The organism is Corticicoccus populi (assembly GCF_042686195.1).
Lineage (GTDB): Bacteria > Bacillota > Bacilli > Staphylococcales > Salinicoccaceae > Corticicoccus > Corticicoccus populi.
Genome location: NZ_JBHUOQ010000005.1, coordinates 52,009 through 76,692 on the forward strand (window position 1 = coordinate 52,009; position 24,684 = coordinate 76,692).

The following is a 24,684-nucleotide window of genomic DNA, read 5'->3' on the forward strand; positions in this document are numbered from 1 at the left end:
ACGATACAATGGATGTTCAATTCTTCGACGGGGATGCCCGTTTTAAATATAGATGCGCCGCTGTCATTATTGAAAATGATCATATCCTTTTACATAAAGTGTATGATTACTGGACACCGCCCGGCGGTAAAATTTCCGTGATGGAAAACAGTTTTGAAGCAGTTCAGAGAGAAATCTATGAAGAAAGCGGAGAAGAAATCGATGTCATCAGGCACTTATTTACATCTGAAACATTTTACAGCCGCCATGATTTCCCGCACCACGAAGTGGCTGTCTACTATTTAGCCGGATCAAAAGCGCTTTGGAATAAAGGAAAAACCATCATCGGTGATGAGGGCGGACGCCCTATTGAATACCGCTGGTTCCATATTAATAATCTTCCTTCAATGGATATCCAGCCTTCATTTATATCTGAATATATTCACCGTTTGGAAGAAGCGCCGGCACATATTATTGTTGATGAAATTAAAAAGGAGGTCCGCCATGATTAAATATCCGTTGTTAAAAGAAAATGCAGTGATTGGTGTGACCGCCCCGTCTTCAGGCGTTCCTGAAGCACTGCACCCAATTTTAAAAGAAGCTGTAGACACTCTGTCAAAAGAAGAATTCAGCCTAAATGTACTTGATACACCCTGGATTCAGAGTAAAGCTAAGTCCGCACCTGCCGCTGTCCGTGCAGAAGAACTTCAACAACTGATCACGGATGAACAGACAGACATCATCATTCCTCCTTGGGGCGGTGAACTGCTGATTGAAATTCTTGAGCACTTAGATTTTAATTCCTTTAAGAAAAAATGGATTTTAGGATATTCTGATACCAGCCTGCTGCTGCTCGCCATGACTTTAACGACAGGAACTGCCACCGCACACGGCACCAATTTGGTAGATCTTCGCGGCAAGGATACAGATGCGACGACTGCAGGATGGAAAAAAGTACTGTCGACACAATATGGAGATTCTGTCACCCAGTACTCATCTGAAAAATACCAAAAAGAATGGCAGCATGAAAATCCTACACCGCATATTTTTCATTTAACAGAAGATACTAAATGGAAAACAACAGGTAACAAAGATGTGAAAGTCACCGGCCGCCTCCTCGGTGGATGCATCGATACTATTCATCACCTCGCCGGCACACCGTTCGGTGACGTAAAACATTTCAGTGAAACATTTATCGATAATGAACCTATCCTCTGGTACTTTGAAAACTGTGATATGAGTGCTAAAGGACTCCGCCGTTCCATCGTTCAAATGAAACTTTCCGGCTGGTTTGATAATACTTCCGGTATCATGTTCGGCAGAAGTGAGTCCGGAAAAGTGACGGAAGATTATACAGAATATGATGTCTATCAGGATATTGCGGACGAGTTGAATATTCCTGTTATTTATGACATTGACTGCGGTCATGTCCCGCCGCAGGTCACCCTGATTAACGGTGCTTCTGCGACCGTTGAAACAACCGCAGGTAGAGGGAAAATCACCCAGACGTTCAATTAAAAAGGCTGTTCCCGCGTGGGAACAGCTCTTTTTTTAATCATTTAGTTTTTTAGTTCATTTCCGAGGTATTTGGCAAGCTCGAGCATACCGTACTGCCCTGCCTTATCTTCAGCTTCTGAATTATAGTTCGTATTTGTATTCACATCATACGTAAATACGTTCCCTTCTTCATTACTGATGAATTCAATCCCTGCCACATCAATCTTGTTGGTCTTTAAAAATGCTTCATATTTTTTAATCTGTTCCGAATCTATTCCCTCTTTAACGACTTCAAACATTGCAGGAGACTCACTTTCACCAGTCGGACAATTGGCATCATCAATTCTACATGCCTCTGCCGGACATAATTCAAAACCGTCGGAAGTATCCACACGGACTGCATACAAAAATTTACCGCCGATAAATTCCGCACGGGTAATAAAGGGCTCCGGTGCCTGAATATATTCCTGGATTAATGTTATACCGTCAACAGGTGCTTCAAACTCATCACTCTCTACATACTGATTAAGTGCTTCAACAGAGTTAAACAATTGAACGCCGAGGCCTTTACCCGCCCTGTTGTGCTTTGTGATAAATGAAGATTTTCCAATCTTCCGTGCCGCTTCAACAATATGCTGCTGACCTGATGCAGCGATTGTTTTTGGTGTATGAATACCACCATGCTCAAGTGCTGTATACTGCTTCACTTTACTAATTTCCAGCTGCAGTGCATTGGATCCGTTAATCACCTTCCTGCCGTGGCTCTCAAGCCAGTCAATCACAGCTCCAGCAAGTTCCGGTGCATAGCGGTGCCCCCTTGTATGGGACGATGCACTCATTCGGTTGTAAAAAATCCCTTCCGGCGGTACTGATGTCAAGTCGACTGTTCCTTTATCCAAATGCCACAGCTCGTACGGCAGCCCGAGTTCTTCAAAACGTTTCGTCAGATGACGTGTCCATTCATCATTCTCATGTAAAACATATATTTTCGACAATAAAAACACTCCTCAAGTCAGTGATAATACATCCTTTTTAAACATAGTTATTTAGTATGTTTTATATTATCATCTGTTTTTACTCAATGCAACAGAGCTCTCCGAAAATATAAAAACCGGGCGAATGTAAAAATCACAAACGTCCGGTTTTACAGCTGTCGTTTTAAACTATTCTTCCATCTTTTGATATACTTGTTGATTGGATGAATTCTTTTCAAGTGCCTGTACTGATTTTTTATCTTTCACTTTTTCCAAAAACAAACGTCCCAGTACCACGCGCTGTTCTATAGCAAGTCTGTTCCACTTATACCCTTTAAACAAATCCTTCAGCAAAAACGTTTCCCCTTCATGCAGACTTTTCGTTTCCTTCCATGCTTTCTTCAAAAGCTTTTTCTCATTCTTGGCCATTCACTTCACCCATCCCTTCAAATCAAACTGATTGTTTGAAACCATTATCCGGTATATTCAGAAACATGTAAAGTAACTAAAAAAGTGAATGACTCCCCCAGTCATTCACTCTCAATCAAATATTATCTTTGAACACCGTCAAAATGAGTTTCAAGTCCGTCTATAAACAACTTCACTTCATGGACATCATTCGGCATATTAATACGGAAAACTCTCAGTTCATCTTCTTCTGTTTCAGTGTTTTCATCGACCTCAACACCAATGACACCTTCTTCAACTTCTGTCAGTTCGACATTCGACCCTTCACTGACCCTTGCCACCAGAAGAGGTGTTCGTTCACTGAATTCATATAAATAAACGCCTCTATGCGTCACGTTCTCTTCAATGTTCTGCTGCACATCCTCAGATAATGCACCGACTTCTTCCTCATTCAGCGACGCTTCATTTGAACATGCTGCAAGCGTAACAGACAATATGATGAGTAACATCAACTTCTTCATTTCAGTGCCTCCGTTTATAATAACAATCGTGATGTTATGTATACAGATTTATCACGTAAACAACCGTACTCGATATTGATATAAAAAGCAAACTATTGATTCCGGATGATTTATTTTTCTATCAAACGTTCCAGGTTTCTATAGCACATTTCAGTTCCCTCTATGACTCCTGCCGCAATTTCTTCTTCAAGGCTTTCTTCATCCTTAAATTCAATAGTCATCACAGCTTCAGTCACACCATCTATTTCTTCAAACGCCACTGTCGTCTGATTTACATAGTCATCTGCGTCAAACTTAAAAGTATCATCTGTGTAATAATCTTTATAGCTGAATGAATCCGGTGCATTGACAGCTGTAAATTCCATGGCACAATACATTATTTCATCAGTATCTTCTTCATCTTCCATTGAGTACTCCCAGCTGCCGCCGGTTTTAAAATTCATACTGTGGGTGACTGTAAGAAAACCTTCAGGTGCCCACCATTTTGACAGCAGCGTCTCATCAGTGAATGCCTTGAAAAGTTCTCTTTTTCCTGTATTAAATTTTTTTCTTAAACGCAGTAAATTTCCTTTTTGTTCAGCGGTTAATTCATCCATTATATTCCTCCTTTATGGCCAGAGCAGTACCTTTTCCCATATTGATTCATGCAGAGAGTATTTGATACGGACATGTTTATAATCCATCCGTGCCTGAAAAAATTCTATTTCAAACGGCTCTACTCTGTAAACAATCCAGTTATCATTAATGGCGTTGGGATTTTTCAAAAGAAACTGTTCCTTTTCATGAAGTTTCTCATCAATTTCCTGAAGTGTATTGGCAGGCTGGCTCTGCTTATGTGTGAGCGCAAATGCCCGCTTGGTCTGACCGCAGTTTAAGAAATCCCCGATATTTGTTTCCCTGTCCATCGCAACTGCAGTGCCGCGGACACGGATTTGTTTCCCGAGCTCTTTCCAATAGAAGTTCAGTGCAACTTTCGGGTTATTATCAAGTTGTCTGCCTTTGACACTTTCACTGCCTGATGCAAAATAAAACCCGCGCTCGTCGATCTTTTTTAAGATTAACACCCTCGAATCGGGAAAGCCGTCTGCATCAACCGTACATAAAGTCATACTGTGCGGTTCTTCAACACCATAATCGTAGGCATACTGATACCATGTTGTAAATAAATCAAACGGGCTGTCCGGCGCATCCTCCAGCCTGAAATTTTTTAAATCCCCTGTAATTGAACGGCTTTTCTTAATAAATTGATTGATATCCATATATAACCATCCCCTCAGTATGATTAATGTGAATCGTTGAATCTAATTAATTAGTTTATACATATAATATTCATTCTCCAGTTGATTATTAATCAATAAAGAATTCACCTTTTCTCCCTCTATCTCAAACCCTTTTTTCTGATATAACTTTACTGCATTTTCGTTTTTCTTAATTACTGTCAATTCGAGCCTGAGCACCCCTGAATCTTCAGCCCAGTCCGACAAATAATCAATGAGTGACCCGCCGATTCCATTCGCTCTGAATCTGCTGTGAACTCCAAGTGCAATGTATACCGAATGTCTGTTTCTCAGCTCCCTGCCTCTTACTGCTGTAATCTGTCCGACAATCTGCTGATCCATTTCCGCCACCCAGACGTTTGTAAATTCAAGCCTGTTTATTTTTTTCAAACGCTCGCATTCACTTTCAACTGTGCGCTTTTTTTCACCCGGTTCATGGAGCATGAAGCCCGACTGTTCCAAATCTTCCTGCAGATTCACAAACTGTTCTGCATCATCTTCCTTCACCTGTCTGATTTTCAAATGTTTGTTCATCAACGTATCATCCTCTTACTACTAAGTATACAATATTTTGAAAATTAATTAATACTTCCCGCGGAATAATTTCATTATTTATCGTGTATAATGTTATGTTCTCTAAGTACTGTTTCAAGACGTTTCAATTTTTCAATCGATTCTTCCGACGACCGTTTTCCAATTTCAATCACAACCGCATCAATCAACGATATAATCGGTACAATTGAAAACTGTTCTGTGCTGACCGGCAGCCTGAGAACCGCAGAAGCAAGCGGTGTTACAGGGCAGGAAATATAATCTGTAACAAGAATAATTTTATTCCCCTGCCCATGAGCAATCTTTGCAGCGTCTACTACCAGCTGTGTATACGGCTCAAAAGCAAAGACAATTAATATATCACCTTTTTTAAACTGAAGTACTTTATCATATAATAAATCGATATCCTGACTTAACTGACGGATATTTGAAAAAAACTCCCCCAGCAGCTGCTCTAAATAAACAGCTGTTGCCCGGTACGGACGTGTACCGATAATATTAATAAAATCTGATTCTAATATCATATCCACCGCAAGAGTAAACTGCTCCGACAGCTCCTGATCCAGTGTATTGTTCAGCAGTTCAATATTCTCCTCTAAAACATCCGCTAATGTATTCGATTCTTCAGAAGTATCTCCTGAATGAATCAGGGAATTTTTTAATGTCCATTTTGAAGGCACTGACTCGGTGTATATATCTTTTCTAAAATCATTAAATGTATCATATCCCAGTGCATCAAGCACCCGCATAACAGTAGACACACCCACTCCTGCCTGATCTGACAGCTCTTTAACCGTTACAAGTCCAAGGGACTGGTAATGCTTCAGAATATAATCACACAAGTACCTCTGCTTTTTAGGAAGTGTATCTTTAGTCCCTATTATTCTATTGATTAAATTGGAATTTTCATCTTTGGACATCTCTATCACACTCATTATTGTTTTCTATTAATCTATCATAGATTGAGAAATACTAAAACACTGCACCTCCATGAGATGCAGTGTCTATAGTGTTATTTTCTTTCTAACAATTGTTCAATCTCGTCTGATGCTTTAAATCCTGTCTGTACAGCCGTTTCCGTATAAAGCGTCCCGAGGTAGTCTCCCGCTAAAAAGATACGTCCTTTATTCTCTGTTAAACACGCCTGAATACCGGCACGGCCGGGATATACATATGCTGAGCCGAGCGGAAACTTCTCCACCTTCGCCTCAATTACTTTTTCTTCGAATCCGGGGAGTATTTCATTCAAGTCTTTTAAATACATCTCAAGTATTTCTTCATCTGTTTTATCAAGTAAATGCCTGCCTCTTGCTGCCGGAGAAAAAGTCATGAACGTACTTCCCTGTTTTCTTTCACTACTCTTTGAATGCACAATATTTGAACTGTGAATAAATATATCAAAAGAACGTTTCGGCGTTGCAAAAGCATATACGTCATCCCATACCTGTTCATCTGTTTCATCAGTTAAAAAAGCAGCGCTCACATGCGGACCATACTTAATCTCTCCAAGAGCCTGAGAAAGATCTTTCTCAAAATTTTCTACAATTAATTTTGTAATCGGCGCAGGGGTCGCCATAATAACGTATTCAGCCTCTATTGTTCTTCTTTCACCATCCTTAATATAAGTGACCGAGACATAGTTATCATATTGAACAACACGTTCCACCTTCGCCGATAGTTTCAACCGCTCACCTAATGCCCCAGATATTTTTTCAGTCAGTACGGAAGGGCCGCCGATAATATTCCTGGATAATCCTTCTTTTTTGTTCCATATCATATGAAAATAACCAATTCCGGCACCTGCGGAAATTTCTTCAGGATTCCCTGTAGAACGGCTTACAGTCGGTCTGAATATGGCATCAGCATCCTCCGGGAGGTCTCCCGTAAATTCTGAGAATGTTTTATCATTCATAAATTCAAGTATTCTCTGCTGATACTCAAAATATGTTTCACCTTTCCGATGTTCAGCCGCTTTACCGTACTTCATTACTGCAAGCCTGACTTTCGCACCTGCAAAAAGTAAGGAAATTCTTGATTTCCATGACATCGGTACTCTGAAAGGATAAAATTCGACCCTGCCGTTCAACAGTAATTTGCCATTCAGGGACATTGCTGATAAAGTCCCCGGCACTGGTTCAGCGCTGACACCGACAGATTTAAAAAGATTATCCGTTGCGGATCCTTCACCGGCATATACATGCCCTCCCCAGTTCAACCAGTAATCGCCCCGCTTTTCCGAGTGTATTCTGCCGCCGGTACGGTCAGCATACTCAATTACTTCTATATCATATTCCTGAAGCTTCCATGCTGCTGAAAGGCCGGCAAGTCCTGCACCAACAACCACAACATCCCTCATACGAATCCCTCTTTTACTTATATATTAATTGTTCAGTTCGGAAAGAATTTTTGATATATTTTCGTTAAAATGATTTGATGCTGATACCAGTGGTCTTCGGCTCGGCCCGCCCGGCAGTCCGATTGCTTCAAGTCCTGCCTTAACAGTACCCGGCACCGGCTCAGCCTCCATTGCGGAATATACCTGGAGCAGCTTTTGATTAATACGGGTTGCATTATTTAAATCATTATCTTTCACACTTTGATATAATTCCGAAAGTTCTTTAGGAACTAAATTATGCACTACACCGATTGCACCGTGACCACCCATGGCAAACGTGGCAAGTATTAAATGCTCAAAACCTGTCAATACCGAAAAGTTCTCATCGTCCTTTGTCAATCCAATCAATTCTGAAGTGTGCTGACCGTCGGCTGTGTTTTTAATACCAACTACACCCTCAATTTCACTAATTTTCTTCAATAATTCCGGTGGCATGGTCACACCGGTCGCATCCGGATAATGATAGATAACAATGCCGATTTCAACACTCTCTGCAACCTGTCTGTAATGCTCAATAATCCCCTCATCACTTGTCGGCATATAATACGGATTAATGACAAGTGCAAATGATGCTCCTGCTTTTTCAGCGAACTGTGTAAGCTCAATCGTATCTTCAGTTCTGTGGCAGCCGGTCCCTGCCATTACAGGCACTCTGTTTCCAGCTGTTTCACATACATGCTGAATGACAGATTTACGTTCCTCGACACTCATCAGAGAGTATTCGCCGGTGCTTCCACCGACAAGGACACCGTCCATTCCATTATCTACTGCGTGATTAACGACTTCTGTAACACCTTCAAAGTTAATTGAATAATCATCATTTAAAGGCGTCGGCAGTGCCGGAATCATTCCATAAGGTTTTAACATTTTAATTCCTCCCAACATTTTTGAAAACGTTTACAAATGATATATTGTCAAAATATCACTAAAAAGGAATGAAGTAAATCATTTTATTATAAAAGGATTAATAAATATCAAAAAGACAGAGGTGTTTATGAGCTTATATATTCCTTATCGCTAATAAGGGTTTACTTACTTCCAATTGAGTGCTACTCTATATAACGTGCCAAGGGTAATTTTTTCCTAAAGGTTATTAAAAAATAAAATACTGGGAGATGATATTATCTTTAATAAAACAAATCGTACTGCGATTATTCTTGCCTTTGGTTATATCAGTTTTATTATGGGGGCCGGCTTTGCTACCGGTCAGGAACTGCTTCAGTTCTTTGCAAACTATGGTATCTGGAGTTATTTTGCCGCACTGGTTGCCGGACTGATTATTACGTTCATTACTAGACAGACAGCTAAATTAGGGTATGTTCTTCAAACCGAGTCCTATGAAGTGGCTCTGGAAAATATATTCGGTAAATTCATGGCAAAAATCTTTGACTATATACTTATCTTCTTTCTTTATGGTTTATCTGTAATCATGATTGCAGGTACAGGTTCCGGGTTATATGACGGATTTGGTGTCCCGACATGGCTTGGTACACTCATTACTGTTATCGTTCTGTTTTTCGTCATGCAGCTTGACTTTACAAACATTGTAAAAGTTCTTGGAATTATCACTCCATTTTTAATTATCGCGGTATTAATTATTGCAGGATATAATGTAATCAGTCCTACAATTCCCTTGAGCGAAGTCGATCAGTACACTGATATCTCAAGAACACCATCAGGTGTATGGATCTGGGACGCCATAACATACGCAGGGTTGGTCGTCGCCAACAGCTTCAGCTTTATGGTAATTATCGGCGGTCAAAGCAGAAATCATTTTATTTCTCAGCGTACAGCTTTAATCGGCGGATTGATTTTCACCGGGCTTGTTGTACTAATGACTGCTGGACTTGTTGCCAATCTTGAAGTTGCCAATGCTGCAGAACTGCCTACACTGCTTCTAGCAGACCAAATCCATCCGGGAGTAAGAATATTAATGGCTGTTGTTATGGTCGGTGTTATATTCAACAGCGTTATCGGGGTTTTATTCCCTTTTCTAAAACGATTTACAGCTGAATACTCACCAAAATATAAAATATTACTTCTTATTTCTCTGGTTGTTGCGTATCTTGTAAGTTTCATCGGCTTTGTTGACTTAGTAAACTTCTTCTATCCAATCTTTGGGTATATCGGAATGTTTATCACTATTGCATTATTTATAAGATGGATCTACAACAAGACAACAAATAAAAAATTACTGTAACAACAAAACCCATCCGGCCGGATGGGTTTATTATATTTAAATGAACAATCTCTGTTAATCTATCTTTCTTATAATTCTGGCAGGATTTCCGCCTACAATCACATTATCAGGAACATCTTTAACAACCACTGCCCCTGATGCCACTACAACATTATCTCCAATCGTTACACCCGGATTAATCACCGCACTGCCGCCAATCCAGACATTGTCTCCAATCGTTACTTTTTTGGCAAACTCTACCCCGCTGACACGTTCTTCTGGATCAATCGGGTGGGCCGCAGTATATATCTGGACTCCTGGTGCCAGCATACAGTTATCGCCAATATGAACCTCTGATACATCTAAAATTGTACAGTCAAAATTAGCATAAAAATTCTCCCCTACATGCGTATTATATCCATAATCAAACCGGATATTCGGCTCCATGGAAAGATTCTGCCCTGTCGTACCAAGCAGCGACTTCAACATCAATATTCTTCTTTCCTTTTCATCTTCAGTCGTCTGATTATACATTCTGGTCATTTTCCGCGCATTTCTTCTATCGTTGACCAGCTCAGTATCACCCGGATCATATATTTCCCCGTTAATCATTTTCTCTTTCTCGGACATCTTTATCCCTCCGAATCATATTTATATTGTAAATATACTTGTATATACAGGTTTTTGCAATGAATTATATTCACTGCAGCAACATATAGATCCTAAAATTATTCACCTTTCAAAAAGAGTGAATAATCTGATATTTATTTGACTCTGATTTTCTACTTTAGTATATTCAATATATACTCATTACTGTATAAGGAGGTAAAATATGACATCAGATATTTTGAAAGACAGCAATAGTCGTTCTGAAAAACCTTCAGGCACACCCTGGAAATTCATTATCCCATCGATAATTGGTGTAATTCTTTTTCTAATCCCAGTACCTGTTGGAGATGAATGGCTTGTCGGCATTGGAATTATATCGGAATTTGTACAAGAGTCACTTTCACCGATTCTGGTTGAAATGATTTTAATTGTACTCGTATTATCTGCACTATTGTCTACCCTGGCAACACTTACCAAACCTCAATGGCTTCTGAATAAAAGTAAGCTGAAAGAATTATTTATTGTGCATCCATTCTGGCTTTCTATTAGAGTCATTGGCGGTGTTTTTGCTGTAATGGTTTATTTCCAAGTTGGTCCCGGCTGGATTACGAGTGATGCAACCGGGGGTGAAGTACTGACAGGGTTACTGCCTATACTTGCGATTTGGACACTCGTTATGGGGATGCTGCTGCCATTACTTATTGAATTCGGCCTTATGGAATGGCTTGGAACAATGGCTAAAAAAGTAATGCGTCCTTTATTTAAACTTCCCGGGCGTTCTGCGGTTGACGGTCTTGCTTCCTGGATGGGAAATAATATGGTCAGCATTTTAATCACTATTAACCAATATGAGAACGGTTACTATTCAAAGAGGGAATCGGCAGTAATTGTTACTAACTTTACAATTACATCTGTTGCATTTGCACTCATTATTGCAACAATACTGGATCTCGGACATCTATTCCTTCCATTTTATACTACAGTTTTAGTGGGCGTATTTATCGCAGGAGTCATCTGCCCCAGGATTCCTCCACTATCAAGGATTTCAAATGATTATTATGAAGAAGCCGAGAGGAAAATAGAAGAAGATGTTCCTGAGGGACATAATACATTAGGATGGGCATATACAAAAGCGGTTAAAAAATCAGAATCAGCTGCTTCCCCTAAAGAATTAATCGGGAAAAGCTTCTACAGTGCAGCAGATATATGGCTCGGTATGCTGCCGGTAATTATGGGGATTGGAACCATTGCCTTGATAATCGCAGAATTCACCATTTTCTTTGATATTATCTCCTATCCTCTGATTCCTGTTTTGGAATGGATGAGAATACCTGAAGCTGCTCAAGCTGCACCTGCGTTACTGGTCGGTTTTGCTGATATGTTTTTGCCTGCTCTTCTTGCCAGTGGTATTGAAAGTGAACTTACCCGGTTTGTAGTCGGAGCAGTGTCATTAACTCAACTGATTTATCTTTCTGAAATTGGTGTAATGCTCATCCGTTCAAAGATACCAGTGAATTTCTGGCACCTGTTAATGATTTTCCTTATTCGAACCATTATCACCTTACCAATAGTAGCGGCAATTGCCCACTTTATCATATTCTAGAATCTTACTTATTTGAAAGGAGACATTATTATGTCCGCAGAATGGAATCAACTAATTAACAGAATACCGGAGCTTCTGGCTCCGAGTATGGCAAAAGATCATCCAAACCTTCCAGTCGTTAAAGAAGAAGGACTTTATTACTATGGAATCGATGGTAAAAAGTATCTTGATTATACCTCAGGGATTGCTGTTACGAATGTCGGACACCGGCATCCTAAAGTAGTACAGGCAATTAAAGATGGTGCAGATCAGCTGACTCACGGTCCAATCGGTGTGATTCAGTATGAATCTATACTAAAGTATGCTGATGAACTTGGAAAAGTGATGCCTGGAAATTTGGATTGTTTCTTTTTCGGTAACAGCGGGACTGAAGCTGTTGAAGGTGCTTTGAAACTTGCAAGACATGTGAAGCAGAGACCGTATGTAATTTCTTTTACCGGCTGCTTTCACGGCCGTACTGTCGGATCAATGAGTATCAGCACTTCAAAAAGTAAGTATAGAAAATGGCAGCCGGTCAATTCAAGTTATCAAGTCAGATATTTTGACCCAAAAGATACTCCGGAAGAGGCTGTTGGAAAACTCAATCATGATTTCAATGAATTATTCAGGCATCAAGTGAGTTCAGATGAGGTGGCTGCCGTCATTTTAGAACCTGTACTCGGTGAAGGGGGCTATATTGTCCCACCAAAAGAATGGATTCATGAAATTCGTAAAATATGTAATGAAAATGATCTGCTGCTGATATTTGATGAAGTGCAAACCGGCTTCGGACGCACAGGAGAATGGTTTGCCGCCGATGTATTTGATGTTGTTCCTGATATTATGGCAATTGCGAAAGCTATGGCTTCCGGACAGCCAATCAGTGCAACAGTCGCACATCATGAATTAATGCAGAAATGGCCGCTTGGAAGCCATGCCACAACGTATGGCGGCAACCCTATTGCATGCTGTGCCGGACTTGCAACAATTGAAGTAATCAAAGAAGAAAAATTATTAGAAAATACCCGTGAGATTGGGAGCTACGCCAGGGAAAAACTATCAGTACTTCAAGAAGAATTTCCAGTGCTCGGAGATATCCGTGCACTCGGACTAATGATTGGTATCGAAATTGTTAATCCTGATACTGGTGAAGCAGACGGAACACTTGCTTCAAAAATTTTGGATTACGCACTGGAAGAAGGTGTACTGTTTTACTTTTGCGGTAATGAAGGAGAAGTAATCCGTATGATACCTCCATTAACTGTGTCTAAATCACAGATTGATGACGGTATCGAAATGTTGAAACGTGCATTGATTCGTTTAAAAAATGAAGGATTTTTACAATAAAAACTATCAAAAAATAAGCACCTGTCCTAAAAGGACCGGCGCTTATTTTCTATGAATCAAAGGCTTCAAGGATATGGCCGATACCGGCAATCATAAAGAAGATTCCAATGATAAATGCAATACTTACAACACCGCTTAATGGATTAAACAGTAATACAATACCGATAAGCAGTCCAATAACTCCAAGAATTACTGTAAACCAGAAACGGTTTCTGTTAAATTCTTTGATATAACTGGAAGTAATCAGCATAAATACGGAATCTAAAATAATCCAAAAAGCAAATAGCACAGCTACAGCTATCATACCGAACTGGACATTAAACAACATAAAGATACCAATTAGGATATCAAGTACCCCGGTAATAATCAGCATTGTGCTGCCCTGCCCCGTATACGGCTTCAATCTGCGTCTTACTGTCAGCTCAAATATTCCTTTAAGTATCGCTACGATACCAAATATAATCACGACTGCCATTACACTTGAACCCGGATTACTGAATGACAACAGTGCAACAATAATAAAAATCACACCGAGTATTAATGAGCCCCAGTCAAATCTTTTTCCTTCACCTGGCATTTCAATCATCTCTTTCTGTAGTTATAAACAAACCCCTATTCCCATTTATTTATAATATGAAACATATTAATACACCCCATAAAAATTCTTATAGTCATATAAAACTCCACCCTCTTAGAGAATGGAGTTTTATATGAAGAATAATCAGTTTTTCTTTTCAATATCCTTTAAATAATATTTTCCTTTTGTATTAAAGAACTCCTTAAATAGTTCAATAATTTTCGGTGACATAATCAGTACAGCTATAATATTAGGAAGAATAACAAAGAACAGCATTAAATCAAGAAGTGACCATAAGAACGTTGCACCGCCGACTGCTCCGATTACAATCGATACTACATACACCACTTTCATCACTTTTCCTGCCCACAATCCGAAAAGAAATTCTGCCTGTCTTGCACCGTAAAATACTACAACTGTAATCGTCGAAAATACAAACAGGAAAAGTGCAATTGTAACAATATAGCTTCCTATATCACCAAATGACTGTGTGAATGCCCTCGCTGTAAGTGCTTCTCTTGAGCTGTCAAGATGTGCATCATCATGCTGCCATACACCTGTCATCAACACAACTAAAGCCGTAATCGTACAAATAACCAACGTATCCACAATAATTTGAATGACTGCCCATAACCCCTGTCTGATTGGGTGATCTGTTTTCGCTGCTGCATGGGCAATTGGTGATGTACCAAGCCCCGCTTCATTACTGTATATTCCTCTCGCAAATCCCCAGCGGATTGTCTCTGCAAGTACTGCCCCCGCACCGCCGCCTAAAGCAGCACTCGGATTAAACGCCTCAGTAAAGATTAATGCAAATGTTTCGGGAATTAAATCTACATGCATAAATATAATAATTGAACCCGCAATAATATAAAATAAAGCCATGAACGGCACCAGACATGATGTAACAGTACCTATTCGTTTAACACCGCCGAATACAACAACTGCCGTTGCAGCTGCGATAAACAGACCTGTCCAAAGCGGATTGATTTCAAATGAATCACTTACCGTACTTGCGACAGAATTACTCTGCACCATAATACTTGGAATGAGCTCAAGCATTAATACGGCTGCATACCACACTGCGAGAAATGTACCTAAAGTCTTCCATTTGATTCCCTTTTTCATATAATACATCGGTCCCCCGACATATTCTCCTGCTTCATTTTTTTCACGATAATGGACACCAAGTGTTGTTTCTCCAAATTTAAGTGCCATACACAACAGAGCGATAATCCACATCCAAAACACCGCTCCGGGACCACCAAGCATAATTGCTACAGGTACACCAACGATATTAGCAGCACCGATTGTCGAAGATAGTGCCATTGTCAGTGTCTGAAAGGGTGTAACTGTTCCATCACCTTTTGTTTTCTTTCCAACTCTCCCTAAAGTCTGTTGAAATATGTATACGGGATGTCTAAACTGAAATAGTTTCAGTCTCACAGTCAAGTAAATACTCACTACGAACAGCAGGATAATCAGGGGATACCCCCACAAGAAATCTGCAACTGACACAATTGTATCCATATAACCTCTCCTTAAATAAATAATTATGCAAAAATATGAATATAATAGATAATATCATACATAAAAATTATTTAAAAGACTTTTCTGATATCTATTTTCAGCAGTATACAAAAATGCCGGAATATTATTCCGGCATTTTGCTTAGTTAAATACAATTGTTTTATTTCCTTCGGTGATAATCACCTTATGCTCTGTATGATACTCCACTGCCTGCGCAAGTACAGTCGACTCAATATGCCTGCCGATTTTACGCAGATCTTTTACATTATAACGGTGGTTAATTCTGATTACGTCCTGTTCAATAATCGGACCCTCATCCAAATCTTCCGTCACATAATGACTGGTTGCACCTACGAGCTTCACGCCTCTCTCCCAAGCTTTTTTATATGGGTTTGCACCGATAAATGAAGGCAGGAATGAATGGTGTATATTAATAATTTGATTTTTGTAACGTGTTACTAAACGGCTGGTTAAAATCTGCATATATTTCGCAAGAACGATTAAGTCCACTTCATACTTCTCACAGATTTCAATAATTTCTGTTTCCACAATATCTTTATCCCGTCCGCTTGGGACATGATAGAACGGAATACCTAAATTATCTGCAAAGTGTTTATTGGTTTCATGATTGCTGACCACACAAACAATCTCAGCCGGCATCTCACCGCGTTCCACTCTTAGAAGCAGTTCATTAAATGCATGATCTTCCTTTGATACAAACAAAGCAATTTTCATTTTTTCTGCTGAATCATACAGTCTGTATGTAATTCCTCTTTCGTGAAGGCCTGCTTCAAGTGCTTCTTTTACATCCGGAGCCTTATCAAATTCGAATCTGAGGTACAGTTCACCCTCGTCCGAAGAATCTTTTTCGTATTCTGTAAAATGATCAATATGAAGTATATTAGATTGATGATTTGAAATGATTGAAGAGATGTAAGCTGTAACATTCAGCTGGTCCTTGCATTGTGCGAGTAATATATATTTATCCATTGTGTTCTCCTTCTGTTTTCTTTGAAGTATATTATCGAAATATTATACAACAAAATCAAGTGTAACTAAAATCTGAAGCCTTATTTTTCTTAATCAAATGATATCGGTCTTGAAACTTTATTAATCTGACCGCCGTCCACCATTATTGTCTGTCCGCTGATATATTTTGAGTCATCAGAAGCAAGGAAGAGGCATGTTTTCGCTATATCTTCAACTGTACCGAAGCGACCCATTGGATTAAATTCCAATGACTGCTGAAAAGCTTCTTCCGGATTTTCAAGACTTGCGAATGTCTTTTCAAGCATTGGTGTTTCAACCGTTGACGGGCCGACTGCGTTAACACGAATTTGATATTTACCATAGTCCAGCGCCATCTGCCTGGTCAGTGCTGTGAGTCCGCCTTTCGCACTTGCATAGGCTGCAAGCCTTGTGATTGTCGTTTCCGCATGCCAGGATACCATATTAATAATAGAAGATGCCTCCCGCTTCTGCATCTCGGGTATTGCATACTTACTACATAGAAACGGCCCGGTCAGATTCACTCCCATCAATTGATTCCATTCTTCCAATGATGTTTCATGAACCGCCTTTCTGTAATTAACCGCTGCATTATTCACAAGAACATCCAGACGTCCGAAAGTCTCAGCAGTATAATTCATTAACTGTTTCACGCTTTCTTCATTCCCGACATCTGTTTTGAAGAAATAAACTTTATCCCCCTCGGGATTGAGTGTTCTGACTGTGTTCAACCCTTCATCCTGGTCGACATCAGCAATTACAACCACTGCACCTTCTTCTGAAAACAGTTTCGCAATGCCTTTACCTATTCCATTACTGCCGCCGGTCACAACGGCAACTTTATCTTTCAGTCTCAAAATACCAGCTCCAACTTCATTTTTTAATTTATATATCCTTTATAAGTTCAATAATTAGAAATTTCAATTAAATTATTGTCAGGATCTCTGACATATACAGATGAAATTACTCCTTGTGCCCCTGTTCTATCTACAGGTCCCTCTTCAATTGGTATGTTTAAAGTTTTTAAGTGTATAAATACATCCGGTATTTTTGTTTCTGTGATAAAACATAAATCTGCACTTCCAGGCATTGGTTTCAATGCCTTAGGCTCAAACTCTCTCCCTGCCTCATGCAGATTGATTTTCTGTTCACCAAACTGTAATGCTTTCCTATTCTGCTTAAAAGTAATTTCTTTCATTCCTAAAACATTACTATAGAACCTGCATGTCTCTTCAATATTTTTCACTGTTAAAACTAAATGATCCAACCTTGAAATATTCATTTCTTTCGGTCTCCTTAATATCTTTAAAGTAATTTTACTTTAACCGAATGATGCTTTCAAATATATCACTCTTTCTCTTTAGAAAGAAAAATTATAATGCATGATATAATTTAAAGTGATTGGCAGTGATTTCCTGCCACAATAGAACGGGTTCTCATTCGTTGAACATTATATGATATCAATAAGGAAAGGGGTGATGACATGGATGTGAAGCGTTTAAACGACGCACTGGAATATGTTGAGGCACATATTACAGAGAATATTGATTTCGTGAAAATTGAACAGATTTCATGCCTTTCAAGATACAACTTCCAAAAAGTATTCAGTATTTTAGCCGGCATTCCTTTTGGTGAATATGTACGAAACAGACGTCTGTCCCATTCCGTGTATCTGCTTAAGGAGACTGACATGAAAATCATCGATATTGCATATCACATTGGATATGAATCAAGCGATTCTTTCAGTTCAAGTTTCAAAAAACTTTACGGTTATACACCCGGCTATTTCAGAAAGCATCCGGTCATACTGCCGACCTTTCCAAAATTAACAATCTCAGTTGAGATTAGAGGAGGATATCAAATGAACTATCGTGTAGAAACTATGGATTCCTTTCAAATCACCGGTGTAAGCAGAACATATTCCACAATGACAGAAGCTCAAAATGAGATTCCTGCATTCTGGGCAGAAGTCAACCAGTCAGGTAAAAGTGATGAACTGATTAACATTAAAAATAATACGCTTCCTGGAATGCTCGGGCTGTGTTTTCCGGATGAAGACGGCGGCATGGAGTATGTCATCGGGGTCACGGGTGATGACAGTTCTTCATTCAAAACGTTTACAGTCACAGGCGGCAGATATCTGGTATTTGATGCTGTCGGACCTGTACCCTCGGAACTGCAGCGTGTCACTAATGAAATTTTTCAAAACGTGATGCCGTCTTCAGAATATGAACTGCGGGATGCTCCGGAGTTTGAGCTGTACCATCCCGGTGATGTGACAGCAGATGACTACACCGTCGAAATCTGGGTTCCAGTAAAATAAAAAATGTCCCGTTTTGGAATATCCAAAGCGGGACTTCATATTATTCATCGGCTTCTGTATATTTCATCACAGCATCATGCAGTAATGATACTGCTTCTTTTCCTGCACGGTCGTTATAGTATTTCTGGAACCGCTCATCTGCCATGTACATTTGAACAAGCCCCCGGTGTGCTTCAGTTGAATACTCCGGCCACGAATACATCAGCCACTCTTTATGGAGCAGATAAACATTCTCTGCTTCCTGTGATGTTAAATCCCTGGAATTTGATAATACATCCAACTCATCAAATAAACGCGCTTCAATCTCCTGCATTTGGTTAAAATCCGCCTCGCTCAAATTCATGAACTTCCGGTTGGATTCATCTACAGTTGTTTCACCATATTTCTCCCGTATTTCTTCACCGTACATTTCTTCATTCTCTTCCAGTCGTTTCTTTTTAAAACCTTCAAATTTTTCATTTGCCGTCATCTCAATCTCTCCTTTTTGATGTTGAATCGTCTTTTCGACAGTCGCGATCATCTGATTTATTTTCTTCTGCTCTTCCTGCAGCGCTTTATAATGATTTTGAAGCGCATGTAACGTATCAAAATCCGGCTTGTCTACTATCTTTTTAATGTCATCGAGTTTCATCCCGAGTTCCCGGTACAAAAGAATCTGCTGCAGCCTGTCAATTTCACTTTCACCGTAAACACGGTAGCCGGCCTCTGTGTATCCTGCAGGTTTTAATAAATCAACCTGATCATAATACCTGAGTGTCCGTGTACTGACACCAGACAATTCAGCCAGATGCTTAACAGAGTATTTCACCTGTCATTCCTCCTTTCAAATATGACTATACAGATTGACGCAGCGTAAAGGTCAACCACTTTATTTAATATTTTATAATAAAAAAAAACAGACATATCTGCATATGCCTGATTTCTTAAAATATATTTCATTACAATGCTTTAAAGTGTACTGTTTTCCCGACCTGTGAAAATGAATGATTATAAGCTGTTCAGTCAGCCGGCGACAGTTCTTCTTCTGTTACCCATTTATGATACTTTACAGATTCTCCTGTATCAGTCGTTTCAAAATCAACCATATACACTCTTGTATTCTGTGCAGAGTCAATGACTGCCTCTGAACCTTCCATGCCGTCCATATGTCCCGCATTTAAAACAACTTCTGATCCGGGGTCAAGCGGTGTATCACCGGGATTTTCAAGTTCCTCGTGGATTACCCACTTGTGATCTGTGATTTCAGTTCCGTCTTCCGCCGTGTAGGAAACAGTGTAAACCGTTGTATCAAATGCACCTGAAATTTCTGCCTCAGCACCATCCATACCCGGCATATGATCTACGTTGATTACAGCTTTACTGCCTACTTGAAATTCCGGATTATCAGCTTCAGTCAGGCCGTCCGGCACATCTCCTGTACTGGACATTTCTTCTGCAGAGTGTTCCATATCTCCATGATCATCATTACCCCCATGGTCCATTTCGCTGTGTTCTTCATCATGTTCCATACCACCGCTTGAAAAAGGATTCTGTCCGGTCACTAAAGTAAATACGATGAACACTGCTGCGACATACACAACACCCATTATCACCCACTTTTTGATAGACATTTTATTCGCCTCCTTTAAGTTTCAAACGCTGCAGCCTTAATGCATTAAGTACAACAGAAACCGAACTGAACGCCATTGCGGCACCTGCCACCCACGGTGCAAGAAAGCCTGCTGCTGCGATTGGAATTGATGCACTGTTGTAGAAAAAGGTGAAGAATAAGTTCTGTTTAATGTTGCGCATCGTCTTACCGCTGATTAATACACTATCCGCCACACTGTTCAAATCACCGCGCATCAATGTGATATCCGCTGCTTCAATCGCGACATCTGTTCCCGTGCCGATTGCCATACCGATATCCGCCACTGCCAGTGCCGGTGCATCATTCACACCATCCCCGACCATTGCGACTTTCCTGCCTTCTTTTTGAAGTGCTTTAATCTGATCTGCTTTTTCTTCCGGGACCACCTCTGCAATCACACGGTCAATGCCGACTTCTCTGCCGATTGCATTTGCTGTTCTTTTATTATCACCAGTCAGCATAATAACTTCGAGTCCCTGCTCATGCATTCTTTCAATCGCTGCTTTGGATGTTTCTTTTACTGTATCCGCCACAGCCACCAGACCGGCAAGCTGTTGATCGACGCCGATCAGCATCGCGGTTTTACCGTCCGACTCCAATCCGGCCATCGTCTCTTCAATTGATTCTGTTTCAATATCCTGCTGCGCCATCAACTTTCTTGTACCAACATATATCGAAGTACCGTCAACAACTGCTTTAATACCGTATCCGGGTACTGCTTCAAAAGTTTCGGGTTCTTTTATTTCAATCCCGGATGCCTTTGCACCTTTAACAATCGCTTCAGCAAGCGGGTGTTCCGAACTGTTTTCAGCAGAAGCTACAAGTTTCAGCACTTCTTCTTTGGAGAACCCGGATTCCGGGAAAACATCTGTCAGTTCAGGTTCGCCTTTTGTAACTGTACCTGTTTTATCCAGAACAATCGTATCCAAATCACGTGTATGTTCCAGATACTCTCCGCCTTTGAATAAAACACCCAGTTCCGCTGCTCTTCCGGAGCCTGCCATCACTGAAGTCGGTGTCGCAAGGCCGAGTGCACACGGGCAGGCAATCACAAGTACTGTAATCGCGGGAACCAGTGCAGAGCGAAGGTCTCCCGGTGCGACAAAGAAATACCATACAAGACCTGTTAATAATGCAATTCCGACAACAACCGGAACAAATACGCTGGATACACGGTCAGCCACACGCTGAATATCCGCCTTACTGCCCTGTGCTTCTTCAACGACTTTAACAATCTGGGAAAGTGCCGTGTCTTTCCCAACTTTTGTTGCCTTAATCGTCAATAGTCCGTTTTTATTAATTGTTGATCCAATAGCAGTATCCCCTTCTTTTTTATCGACAGGGATACTTTCTCCTGTAATCATCGACTCATCCACTGCGGACTCACCTTTAATAATTTCACCATCCACCGGTATTTTCTCACCCGGTCGAACTAAGACAATATCACCTGTAGTTACTTCTTCAACCGCAATTTCTATTTCTTCACCATCTCTTTTTACACGTGCTGTTTTCGCCTGCATGCCGAGAAGCTTCTGAATGGCCTGACCGGTTCTGCCTTTGGCACGTACTTCAAACAACTTACCGAGCAGGATTAAAGTGATAATGACTGCCGCAGCTTCAAAATACAGTTCCGGCATACCAATCTGTCCGCTGATCTGCCATTCATACCCTAAGAAAATACTGTAGAAAAATGCGACAGAAGTCCCGAGTGCCACAAGAACATCCATATTGGCACTGCCGTTCCTTAATGATTTATATGCAGATTTATAAAACTGTGCACCCACTATAAACTGCACCGGAGCAGCAAGAGCCAGCTGTACCCACGGATTCATAAGCATATCCGGAGAATAAATCCATGATGTAAATTCAAAATGCGTCACCATCGTCCACAATAACGGAAATGTTAAAATCGCAGAAAAAATGAATTTCCCGGTCTGATGACGAATTTCCTCCTCTTTACTGCCTGCAGACGCTTCTTTTGATACAGGCACTTTTAGTTTGTATCCGATTTTGTCCACGGCCTGAATCATTTCATTTACAGTCACTTGATTTTTATCGTACTGCACACTCGCATTCTCGAGTGCGAAATTCACCGTTGCACTGGACACACCATCCATCTTATTCAACTTTTTTTCGATTCTATTCGCACAGGCCGCGCATGTCATGCCTGAAATCTCAAATGTTTCTTTATCATGTGCAACACTGTAACCAAGCTTTTCTACTTTTTCTTCAAATGCTTTAACACTGGTTTCTTCTGCATTGAAAACAACGTTCGCCTTCTCAACAGCATAATTCACATTTGCACTGGACACACCGTCAATTTTATTTAATCCTTTTTCTATTCTGTTGGCGCAGGCTGCACACGTCATTCCCTGAATCTGCAGACTAACCTCTTTTTCTGAACTCATTATTTTCACCTCTCTATACACCCTTGGGGTATGTAATAATCTAAAAGGAAATCGCGCCGTTACGGCACGATTCACTTTATCTATGCAATGTCATATCCTTGATCTTCAATGACATCCTTAATTTCAGTTAATTCAACTTTACTGATATCATAAGCGATATCCACTTTGCCGTCTTCCAGGCTGACCTTTACAGAATCCACGCCGTTTAATTCACCGACATTGTTTTCAATCGCACTGACACAATGACCGCATGACATACCTTCAACATTTAATGTGATATTTTCCATTTGTAATGCCTCCTTAGTAATCTTAAGTCTATATTAACATACCCCCAAAGGGTATTGTCAAGGGATATTATCACTTTAATAAAATAATCGTTTCTGAATACGTCCAACAACTATTACCGACCACTTCCCCATCAACATTAATCTTTATATTTTTCTAAATAAAAAGACGCCCGCACAGCGGACATCTTTATCATAGTTTAATGATGATGGTGTTCTTCAGTTTCGTAGTTATGCCGGCACAAAATTGATGACTCATGAGGATGACTGCCGGTCTCTACCTGAATTGTTACATGCTTAATATTTTCATGTTCAAGTGCGTGTTCAAGTTCACGCAGCAGGCCCTCACTTTCTCCGACTGTCATTTTTTCGTCTACAGTTATGTGACACGATAGTACATTCTGTCCGCTCGTTACACTCCAGACGTGTAAATCATGCAGTGACTCCACTTCAGGAAGCGTCTTAATCTTCTCAATGACTTTTTCCAGATTAACATTCGCGGGTGTGCCTTCCATTAACACATGCAGTGAAGCTTTAGTCACTCTGAAACCGCTGATTAAAATTAACACTGCAACCAGCACACTCGCTACTGTGTCCGCCCATGTAAAATCAAAAAATATCATGAGCAGTGCTGCGATGATGGCACCTACTGAACCAAGCAGATCCCCGATAACATGAAGGAAAGCAGCACGCATATTTAAGTTATTTTCTGTATCACCGCCCCGGTGCATGATGTATGCCACAATAATATTCACAATTAAGCCGATGACCGCAATAATCAGCATGCCGTAGGATGCCACTTCAGGTGGATTGAATATTCTTTCCACCGCTTCGTAAAAGATAAAAATTGCGACTGCCAAAAGTGTTGCGCCGTTAATTACAGCCGCTAAAATTTCAAAACGCTTATATCCGTATGTTTTACCATAATTGGCGGACCGCTCTCCCAGTTTAAATGCGATTAAAGCGATGAAAAGTGACACGGCATCACTCAGCATATGCCCTGCATCTGCGAGCAGTGCCAGACTGTTGGTCAACAATCCTCCGATGACCTCTACAATCATAAATACCGTAATAATAATAAAACTGATTAGAAGTATTCTTTTATTTGCCCCGTGGGTATGTGCCATAATGACACCTCCTGATTAAGCTTAGTTGTGGCATGCATGATTAATCATTTCTTCCAGTGTATTCATCACATGTTCATCATCATGAGAATAATACAATGTCGTCCCCTGACGTCTGAACTTGACCAGCCGCAGATTTTTCAGGAATCTCAATTGATGGGAAACAGTTGACTGTCCCATATTTAATGTTTCCGCAATTTCATTCACCGAATATTCTTTTTCAAATAATAAATGAAGAATTCTGACCCGTGTCGGATCCCCCAGTGCTTTAAACGTCTGAGTAACGATAAATAGTGTTTCCTCATCAATTTCTCTTACTGTATGGCCTGCATCCCTTTTTTCTTCCATATTATAATCACTCCACACTTTCAATATATGATTATATTATCATATATAAGTTTTTATGTCATCTATATTCTCTAAAAGTAAAAAGAACTCCCGAATACTTACATCGCTTAATCTTTTATCTAAAATAAGGTA

Annotated in this window: 27 protein-coding genes; 6 read left to right on the top strand and 21 right to left on the bottom strand. The window is 40.2% G+C overall.

All coding sequences use genetic code 11. The annotated features are described in order from the left end of the window. The first annotated feature begins 8 nt into the window (after positions 1-8). Positions 9-491 (top strand): NUDIX hydrolase, encoded by a 483-nt coding sequence (locus ACFSX4_RS12860; protein WP_377775541.1) that lies wholly within the window; start codon positions 9-11, stop codon positions 489-491. Further along, positions 484-1,497: a S66 family peptidase gene (locus ACFSX4_RS12865; protein ID WP_377775543.1), complete on the top strand. Its 1,014-nt coding sequence runs from the start codon at positions 484-486 to the stop codon at positions 1,495-1,497. Before ACFSX4_RS12860 ends, ACFSX4_RS12865 begins: the two co-directional genes overlap by 8 nt. A gap of 41 nt (positions 1,498-1,538) precedes the next feature. Here ACFSX4_RS12865 and ACFSX4_RS12870 read toward each other — a convergent pair whose 3' ends face one another. From ACFSX4_RS12870 to dapA, 9 genes are all read right to left on the bottom strand, one after another. After that, positions 1,539-2,471 carry an ATP-grasp domain-containing protein gene (locus ACFSX4_RS12870; protein ID WP_377775545.1) on the bottom strand — a complete coding sequence of 311 codons (933 nt, stop codon included), beginning with the start codon at positions 2,469-2,471 and terminating at the stop codon, positions 1,539-1,541. Positions 2,472-2,639: 168 nt separating this feature from the next. Continuing rightward, on the bottom strand, positions 2,640-2,879 hold the full coding sequence (locus ACFSX4_RS12875; protein ID WP_377775547.1) for a single-stranded DNA-binding protein: 240 nt from the start codon (positions 2,877-2,879) through the stop codon (positions 2,640-2,642). 122 nt (positions 2,880-3,001) lie between these two features. Beyond that, positions 3,002-3,379: a hypothetical protein gene (locus ACFSX4_RS12880; RefSeq protein ID WP_377775549.1), complete on the bottom strand. Its 378-nt coding sequence runs from the start codon at positions 3,377-3,379 to the stop codon at positions 3,002-3,004. Between the two features lie 110 nt (positions 3,380-3,489). After that, the gene (locus ACFSX4_RS12885; RefSeq protein ID WP_377775551.1) at positions 3,490-3,975 is read right to left on the bottom strand and encodes an SRPBCC family protein; all 486 of its coding nucleotides are present in this window, start codon (positions 3,973-3,975) and stop codon (positions 3,490-3,492) included. A gap of 12 nt (positions 3,976-3,987) precedes the next feature. Then, positions 3,988-4,638, bottom strand: a complete 651-nt coding sequence (locus ACFSX4_RS12890) for a pyridoxine/pyridoxamine 5'-phosphate oxidase (protein WP_377775553.1) — start codon at positions 4,636-4,638, stop codon at positions 3,988-3,990. A gap of 42 nt (positions 4,639-4,680) precedes the next feature. Further along, positions 4,681-5,190 carry a GNAT family N-acetyltransferase gene (locus ACFSX4_RS12895; protein ID WP_377775555.1) on the bottom strand — a complete coding sequence of 170 codons (510 nt, stop codon included), beginning with the start codon at positions 5,188-5,190 and terminating at the stop codon, positions 4,681-4,683. 74 nt (positions 5,191-5,264) lie between these two features. Beyond that, complete coding sequence (locus tag ACFSX4_RS12900) at positions 5,265-6,128, bottom strand: MurR/RpiR family transcriptional regulator (RefSeq protein ID WP_377775557.1); 864 nt, start codon at positions 6,126-6,128, stop codon at positions 5,265-5,267. Positions 6,129-6,220: 92 nt separating this feature from the next. Next, on the bottom strand, positions 6,221-7,564 hold the full coding sequence (locus ACFSX4_RS12905; RefSeq protein ID WP_377775559.1) for an NAD(P)/FAD-dependent oxidoreductase: 1,344 nt from the start codon (positions 7,562-7,564) through the stop codon (positions 6,221-6,223). A 24-nt stretch (positions 7,565-7,588) separates the two neighbouring features. After that, entirely contained in the window at positions 7,589-8,470 is an 882-nt protein-coding gene (gene dapA / locus ACFSX4_RS12910) for a 4-hydroxy-tetrahydrodipicolinate synthase (protein WP_377775561.1), read from the bottom strand. Positions 8,471-8,786: 316 nt separating this feature from the next. Here dapA and ACFSX4_RS12915 point away from each other — a divergent pair, with 316 nt between their 5' ends. Next, a complete protein-coding gene (locus tag ACFSX4_RS12915) occupies positions 8,787-9,803 on the top strand; it encodes a YkvI family membrane protein (protein WP_377775563.1) in 1,017 nt (338 codons plus the stop codon). Positions 9,804-9,857: 54 nt separating this feature from the next. Here the strand turns inward: ACFSX4_RS12915 and ACFSX4_RS12920 are convergent, their stop codons facing one another. Further along, a complete protein-coding gene (locus ACFSX4_RS12920; RefSeq protein ID WP_377775565.1) occupies positions 9,858-10,412 on the bottom strand; it encodes a maltose acetyltransferase domain-containing protein in 555 nt (184 codons plus the stop codon). A 202-nt stretch (positions 10,413-10,614) separates the two neighbouring features. Between ACFSX4_RS12920 and ACFSX4_RS12925 the strand changes: the two genes are divergently transcribed. After that, positions 10,615-11,994, top strand: coding sequence for a YjiH family protein (locus tag ACFSX4_RS12925; RefSeq protein ID WP_377775567.1), 1,380 nt, complete (start codon positions 10,615-10,617; stop codon positions 11,992-11,994). A 30-nt stretch (positions 11,995-12,024) separates the two neighbouring features. Beyond that, positions 12,025-13,320: an aspartate aminotransferase family protein gene (locus tag ACFSX4_RS12930; protein WP_377775569.1), complete on the top strand. Its 1,296-nt coding sequence runs from the start codon at positions 12,025-12,027 to the stop codon at positions 13,318-13,320. A gap of 49 nt (positions 13,321-13,369) precedes the next feature. Here ACFSX4_RS12930 and ACFSX4_RS12935 read toward each other — a convergent pair whose 3' ends face one another. The 5 genes from ACFSX4_RS12935 to ACFSX4_RS12955 all read right to left on the bottom strand — a co-directional run bounded on the left by ACFSX4_RS12935 (position 13,370) and on the right by ACFSX4_RS12955 (position 17,717). Then, on the bottom strand, positions 13,370-13,897 hold the full coding sequence (locus ACFSX4_RS12935; RefSeq protein WP_377775571.1) for an HdeD family acid-resistance protein: 528 nt from the start codon (positions 13,895-13,897) through the stop codon (positions 13,370-13,372). A gap of 144 nt (positions 13,898-14,041) precedes the next feature. Then, positions 14,042-15,427, bottom strand: coding sequence for an alanine/glycine:cation symporter family protein (locus tag ACFSX4_RS12940; RefSeq protein ID WP_377775573.1), 1,386 nt, complete (start codon positions 15,425-15,427; stop codon positions 14,042-14,044). Between the two features lie 141 nt (positions 15,428-15,568). Continuing rightward, positions 15,569-16,417 carry a formyltetrahydrofolate deformylase gene (purU, locus tag ACFSX4_RS12945; RefSeq protein WP_377775575.1) on the bottom strand — a complete coding sequence of 283 codons (849 nt, stop codon included), beginning with the start codon at positions 16,415-16,417 and terminating at the stop codon, positions 15,569-15,571. An 89-nt stretch (positions 16,418-16,506) separates the two neighbouring features. Then, the gene (locus tag ACFSX4_RS12950; protein WP_377775577.1) at positions 16,507-17,292 is read right to left on the bottom strand and encodes an SDR family NAD(P)-dependent oxidoreductase; all 786 of its coding nucleotides are present in this window, start codon (positions 17,290-17,292) and stop codon (positions 16,507-16,509) included. Positions 17,293-17,339: 47 nt separating this feature from the next. Next, positions 17,340-17,717, bottom strand: coding sequence for a VOC family protein (locus ACFSX4_RS12955; RefSeq protein ID WP_377775579.1), 378 nt, complete (start codon positions 17,715-17,717; stop codon positions 17,340-17,342). A 201-nt stretch (positions 17,718-17,918) separates the two neighbouring features. Here ACFSX4_RS12955 and ACFSX4_RS12960 point away from each other — a divergent pair, with 201 nt between their 5' ends. Continuing rightward, positions 17,919-18,758, top strand: coding sequence for an AraC family transcriptional regulator (locus tag ACFSX4_RS12960; RefSeq protein ID WP_377775581.1), 840 nt, complete (start codon positions 17,919-17,921; stop codon positions 18,756-18,758). Positions 18,759-18,798: 40 nt separating this feature from the next. Here the strand turns inward: ACFSX4_RS12960 and ACFSX4_RS12965 are convergent, their stop codons facing one another. The 6 genes from ACFSX4_RS12965 to ACFSX4_RS12990 all read right to left on the bottom strand — a co-directional run bounded on the left by ACFSX4_RS12965 (position 18,799) and on the right by ACFSX4_RS12990 (position 24,552). Further along, complete coding sequence (locus tag ACFSX4_RS12965; protein ID WP_377775583.1) at positions 18,799-19,566, bottom strand: MerR family transcriptional regulator; 768 nt, start codon at positions 19,564-19,566, stop codon at positions 18,799-18,801. 190 nt (positions 19,567-19,756) lie between these two features. Continuing rightward, positions 19,757-20,368: a YdhK family protein gene (locus tag ACFSX4_RS12970; protein ID WP_377775585.1), complete on the bottom strand. Its 612-nt coding sequence runs from the start codon at positions 20,366-20,368 to the stop codon at positions 19,757-19,759. A gap of 1 nt (position 20,369) precedes the next feature. Next, positions 20,370-22,796, bottom strand: a complete 2,427-nt coding sequence (locus tag ACFSX4_RS12975; protein ID WP_377775587.1) for a heavy metal translocating P-type ATPase — start codon at positions 22,794-22,796, stop codon at positions 20,370-20,372. An 80-nt stretch (positions 22,797-22,876) separates the two neighbouring features. After that, positions 22,877-23,083: a copper chaperone CopZ gene (gene copZ / locus ACFSX4_RS12980; protein ID WP_377775589.1), complete on the bottom strand. Its 207-nt coding sequence runs from the start codon at positions 23,081-23,083 to the stop codon at positions 22,877-22,879. 197 nt (positions 23,084-23,280) lie between these two features. After that, positions 23,281-24,207 (bottom strand): cation diffusion facilitator family transporter, encoded by a 927-nt coding sequence (locus ACFSX4_RS12985; protein WP_377775591.1) that lies wholly within the window; start codon positions 24,205-24,207, stop codon positions 23,281-23,283. A gap of 21 nt (positions 24,208-24,228) precedes the next feature. Then, positions 24,229-24,552, bottom strand: a complete 324-nt coding sequence (locus tag ACFSX4_RS12990; protein WP_377775593.1) for an ArsR/SmtB family transcription factor — start codon at positions 24,550-24,552, stop codon at positions 24,229-24,231. Positions 24,553-24,684 lie beyond the last annotated feature (132 nt).

What these genes read in the sequence shown, in the direction of transcription:
- ACFSX4_RS12890 (WP_377775553.1), bottom strand. Translation starts at nt 4,638, where the DNA reads ATGGATATCAATCAATTTATTAAGAAAAGCCGTTCAATTACAGGGGAT.
- dapA (WP_377775561.1), bottom strand. Translation starts at nt 8,470, where the DNA reads ATGTTAAAACCTTATGGAATGATTCCGGCACTGCCGACGCCTTTAAAT.
- ACFSX4_RS12880 (WP_377775549.1), bottom strand. Translation starts at nt 3,379, where the DNA reads ATGAAGAAGTTGATGTTACTCATCATATTGTCTGTTACGCTTGCAGCA.
- ACFSX4_RS12925 (WP_377775567.1), top strand. Translation starts at nt 10,615, where the DNA reads ATGACATCAGATATTTTGAAAGACAGCAATAGTCGTTCTGAAAAACCT.
- ACFSX4_RS12935 (WP_377775571.1), bottom strand. Translation starts at nt 13,897, where the DNA reads ATGCCAGGTGAAGGAAAAAGATTTGACTGGGGCTCATTAATACTCGGT.
- ACFSX4_RS12865 (WP_377775543.1), top strand. Translation starts at nt 484, where the DNA reads ATGATTAAATATCCGTTGTTAAAAGAAAATGCAGTGATTGGTGTGACC.
- ACFSX4_RS12860 (WP_377775541.1), top strand. Translation starts at nt 9, where the DNA reads ATGGATGTTCAATTCTTCGACGGGGATGCCCGTTTTAAATATAGATGC.
- ACFSX4_RS12885 (WP_377775551.1), bottom strand. Translation starts at nt 3,975, where the DNA reads ATGGATGAATTAACCGCTGAACAAAAAGGAAATTTACTGCGTTTAAGA.
- ACFSX4_RS12900 (WP_377775557.1), bottom strand. Translation starts at nt 6,128, where the DNA reads ATGTCCAAAGATGAAAATTCCAATTTAATCAATAGAATAATAGGGACT.
- ACFSX4_RS12905 (WP_377775559.1), bottom strand. Translation starts at nt 7,564, where the DNA reads ATGAGGGATGTTGTGGTTGTTGGTGCAGGACTTGCCGGCCTTTCAGCA.
- ACFSX4_RS12920 (WP_377775565.1), bottom strand. Translation starts at nt 10,412, where the DNA reads ATGTCCGAGAAAGAGAAAATGATTAACGGGGAAATATATGATCCGGGT.
- ACFSX4_RS12875 (WP_377775547.1), bottom strand. Translation starts at nt 2,879, where the DNA reads ATGGCCAAGAATGAGAAAAAGCTTTTGAAGAAAGCATGGAAGGAAACG.
- ACFSX4_RS12960 (WP_377775581.1), top strand. Translation starts at nt 17,919, where the DNA reads ATGGATGTGAAGCGTTTAAACGACGCACTGGAATATGTTGAGGCACAT.
- ACFSX4_RS12985 (WP_377775591.1), bottom strand. Translation starts at nt 24,207, where the DNA reads ATGGCACATACCCACGGGGCAAATAAAAGAATACTTCTAATCAGTTTT.
- ACFSX4_RS12970 (WP_377775585.1), bottom strand. Translation starts at nt 20,368, where the DNA reads ATGTCTATCAAAAAGTGGGTGATAATGGGTGTTGTGTATGTCGCAGCA.
- ACFSX4_RS12915 (WP_377775563.1), top strand. Translation starts at nt 8,787, where the DNA reads ATGGGGGCCGGCTTTGCTACCGGTCAGGAACTGCTTCAGTTCTTTGCA.
- ACFSX4_RS12990 (WP_377775593.1), bottom strand. Translation starts at nt 24,552, where the DNA reads ATGGAAGAAAAAAGGGATGCAGGCCATACAGTAAGAGAAATTGATGAG.
- ACFSX4_RS12930 (WP_377775569.1), top strand. Translation starts at nt 12,025, where the DNA reads ATGTCCGCAGAATGGAATCAACTAATTAACAGAATACCGGAGCTTCTG.
- ACFSX4_RS12955 (WP_377775579.1), bottom strand. Translation starts at nt 17,717, where the DNA reads ATGAATATTTCAAGGTTGGATCATTTAGTTTTAACAGTGAAAAATATT.
- ACFSX4_RS12940 (WP_377775573.1), bottom strand. Translation starts at nt 15,427, where the DNA reads ATGGATACAATTGTGTCAGTTGCAGATTTCTTGTGGGGGTATCCCCTG.
- ACFSX4_RS12975 (WP_377775587.1), bottom strand. Translation starts at nt 22,796, where the DNA reads ATGAGTTCAGAAAAAGAGGTTAGTCTGCAGATTCAGGGAATGACGTGT.
- ACFSX4_RS12895 (WP_377775555.1), bottom strand. Translation starts at nt 5,190, where the DNA reads ATGAACAAACATTTGAAAATCAGACAGGTGAAGGAAGATGATGCAGAA.
- copZ (WP_377775589.1), bottom strand. Translation starts at nt 23,083, where the DNA reads ATGGAAAATATCACATTAAATGTTGAAGGTATGTCATGCGGTCATTGT.
- purU (WP_377775575.1), bottom strand. Translation starts at nt 16,417, where the DNA reads ATGGATAAATATATATTACTCGCACAATGCAAGGACCAGCTGAATGTT.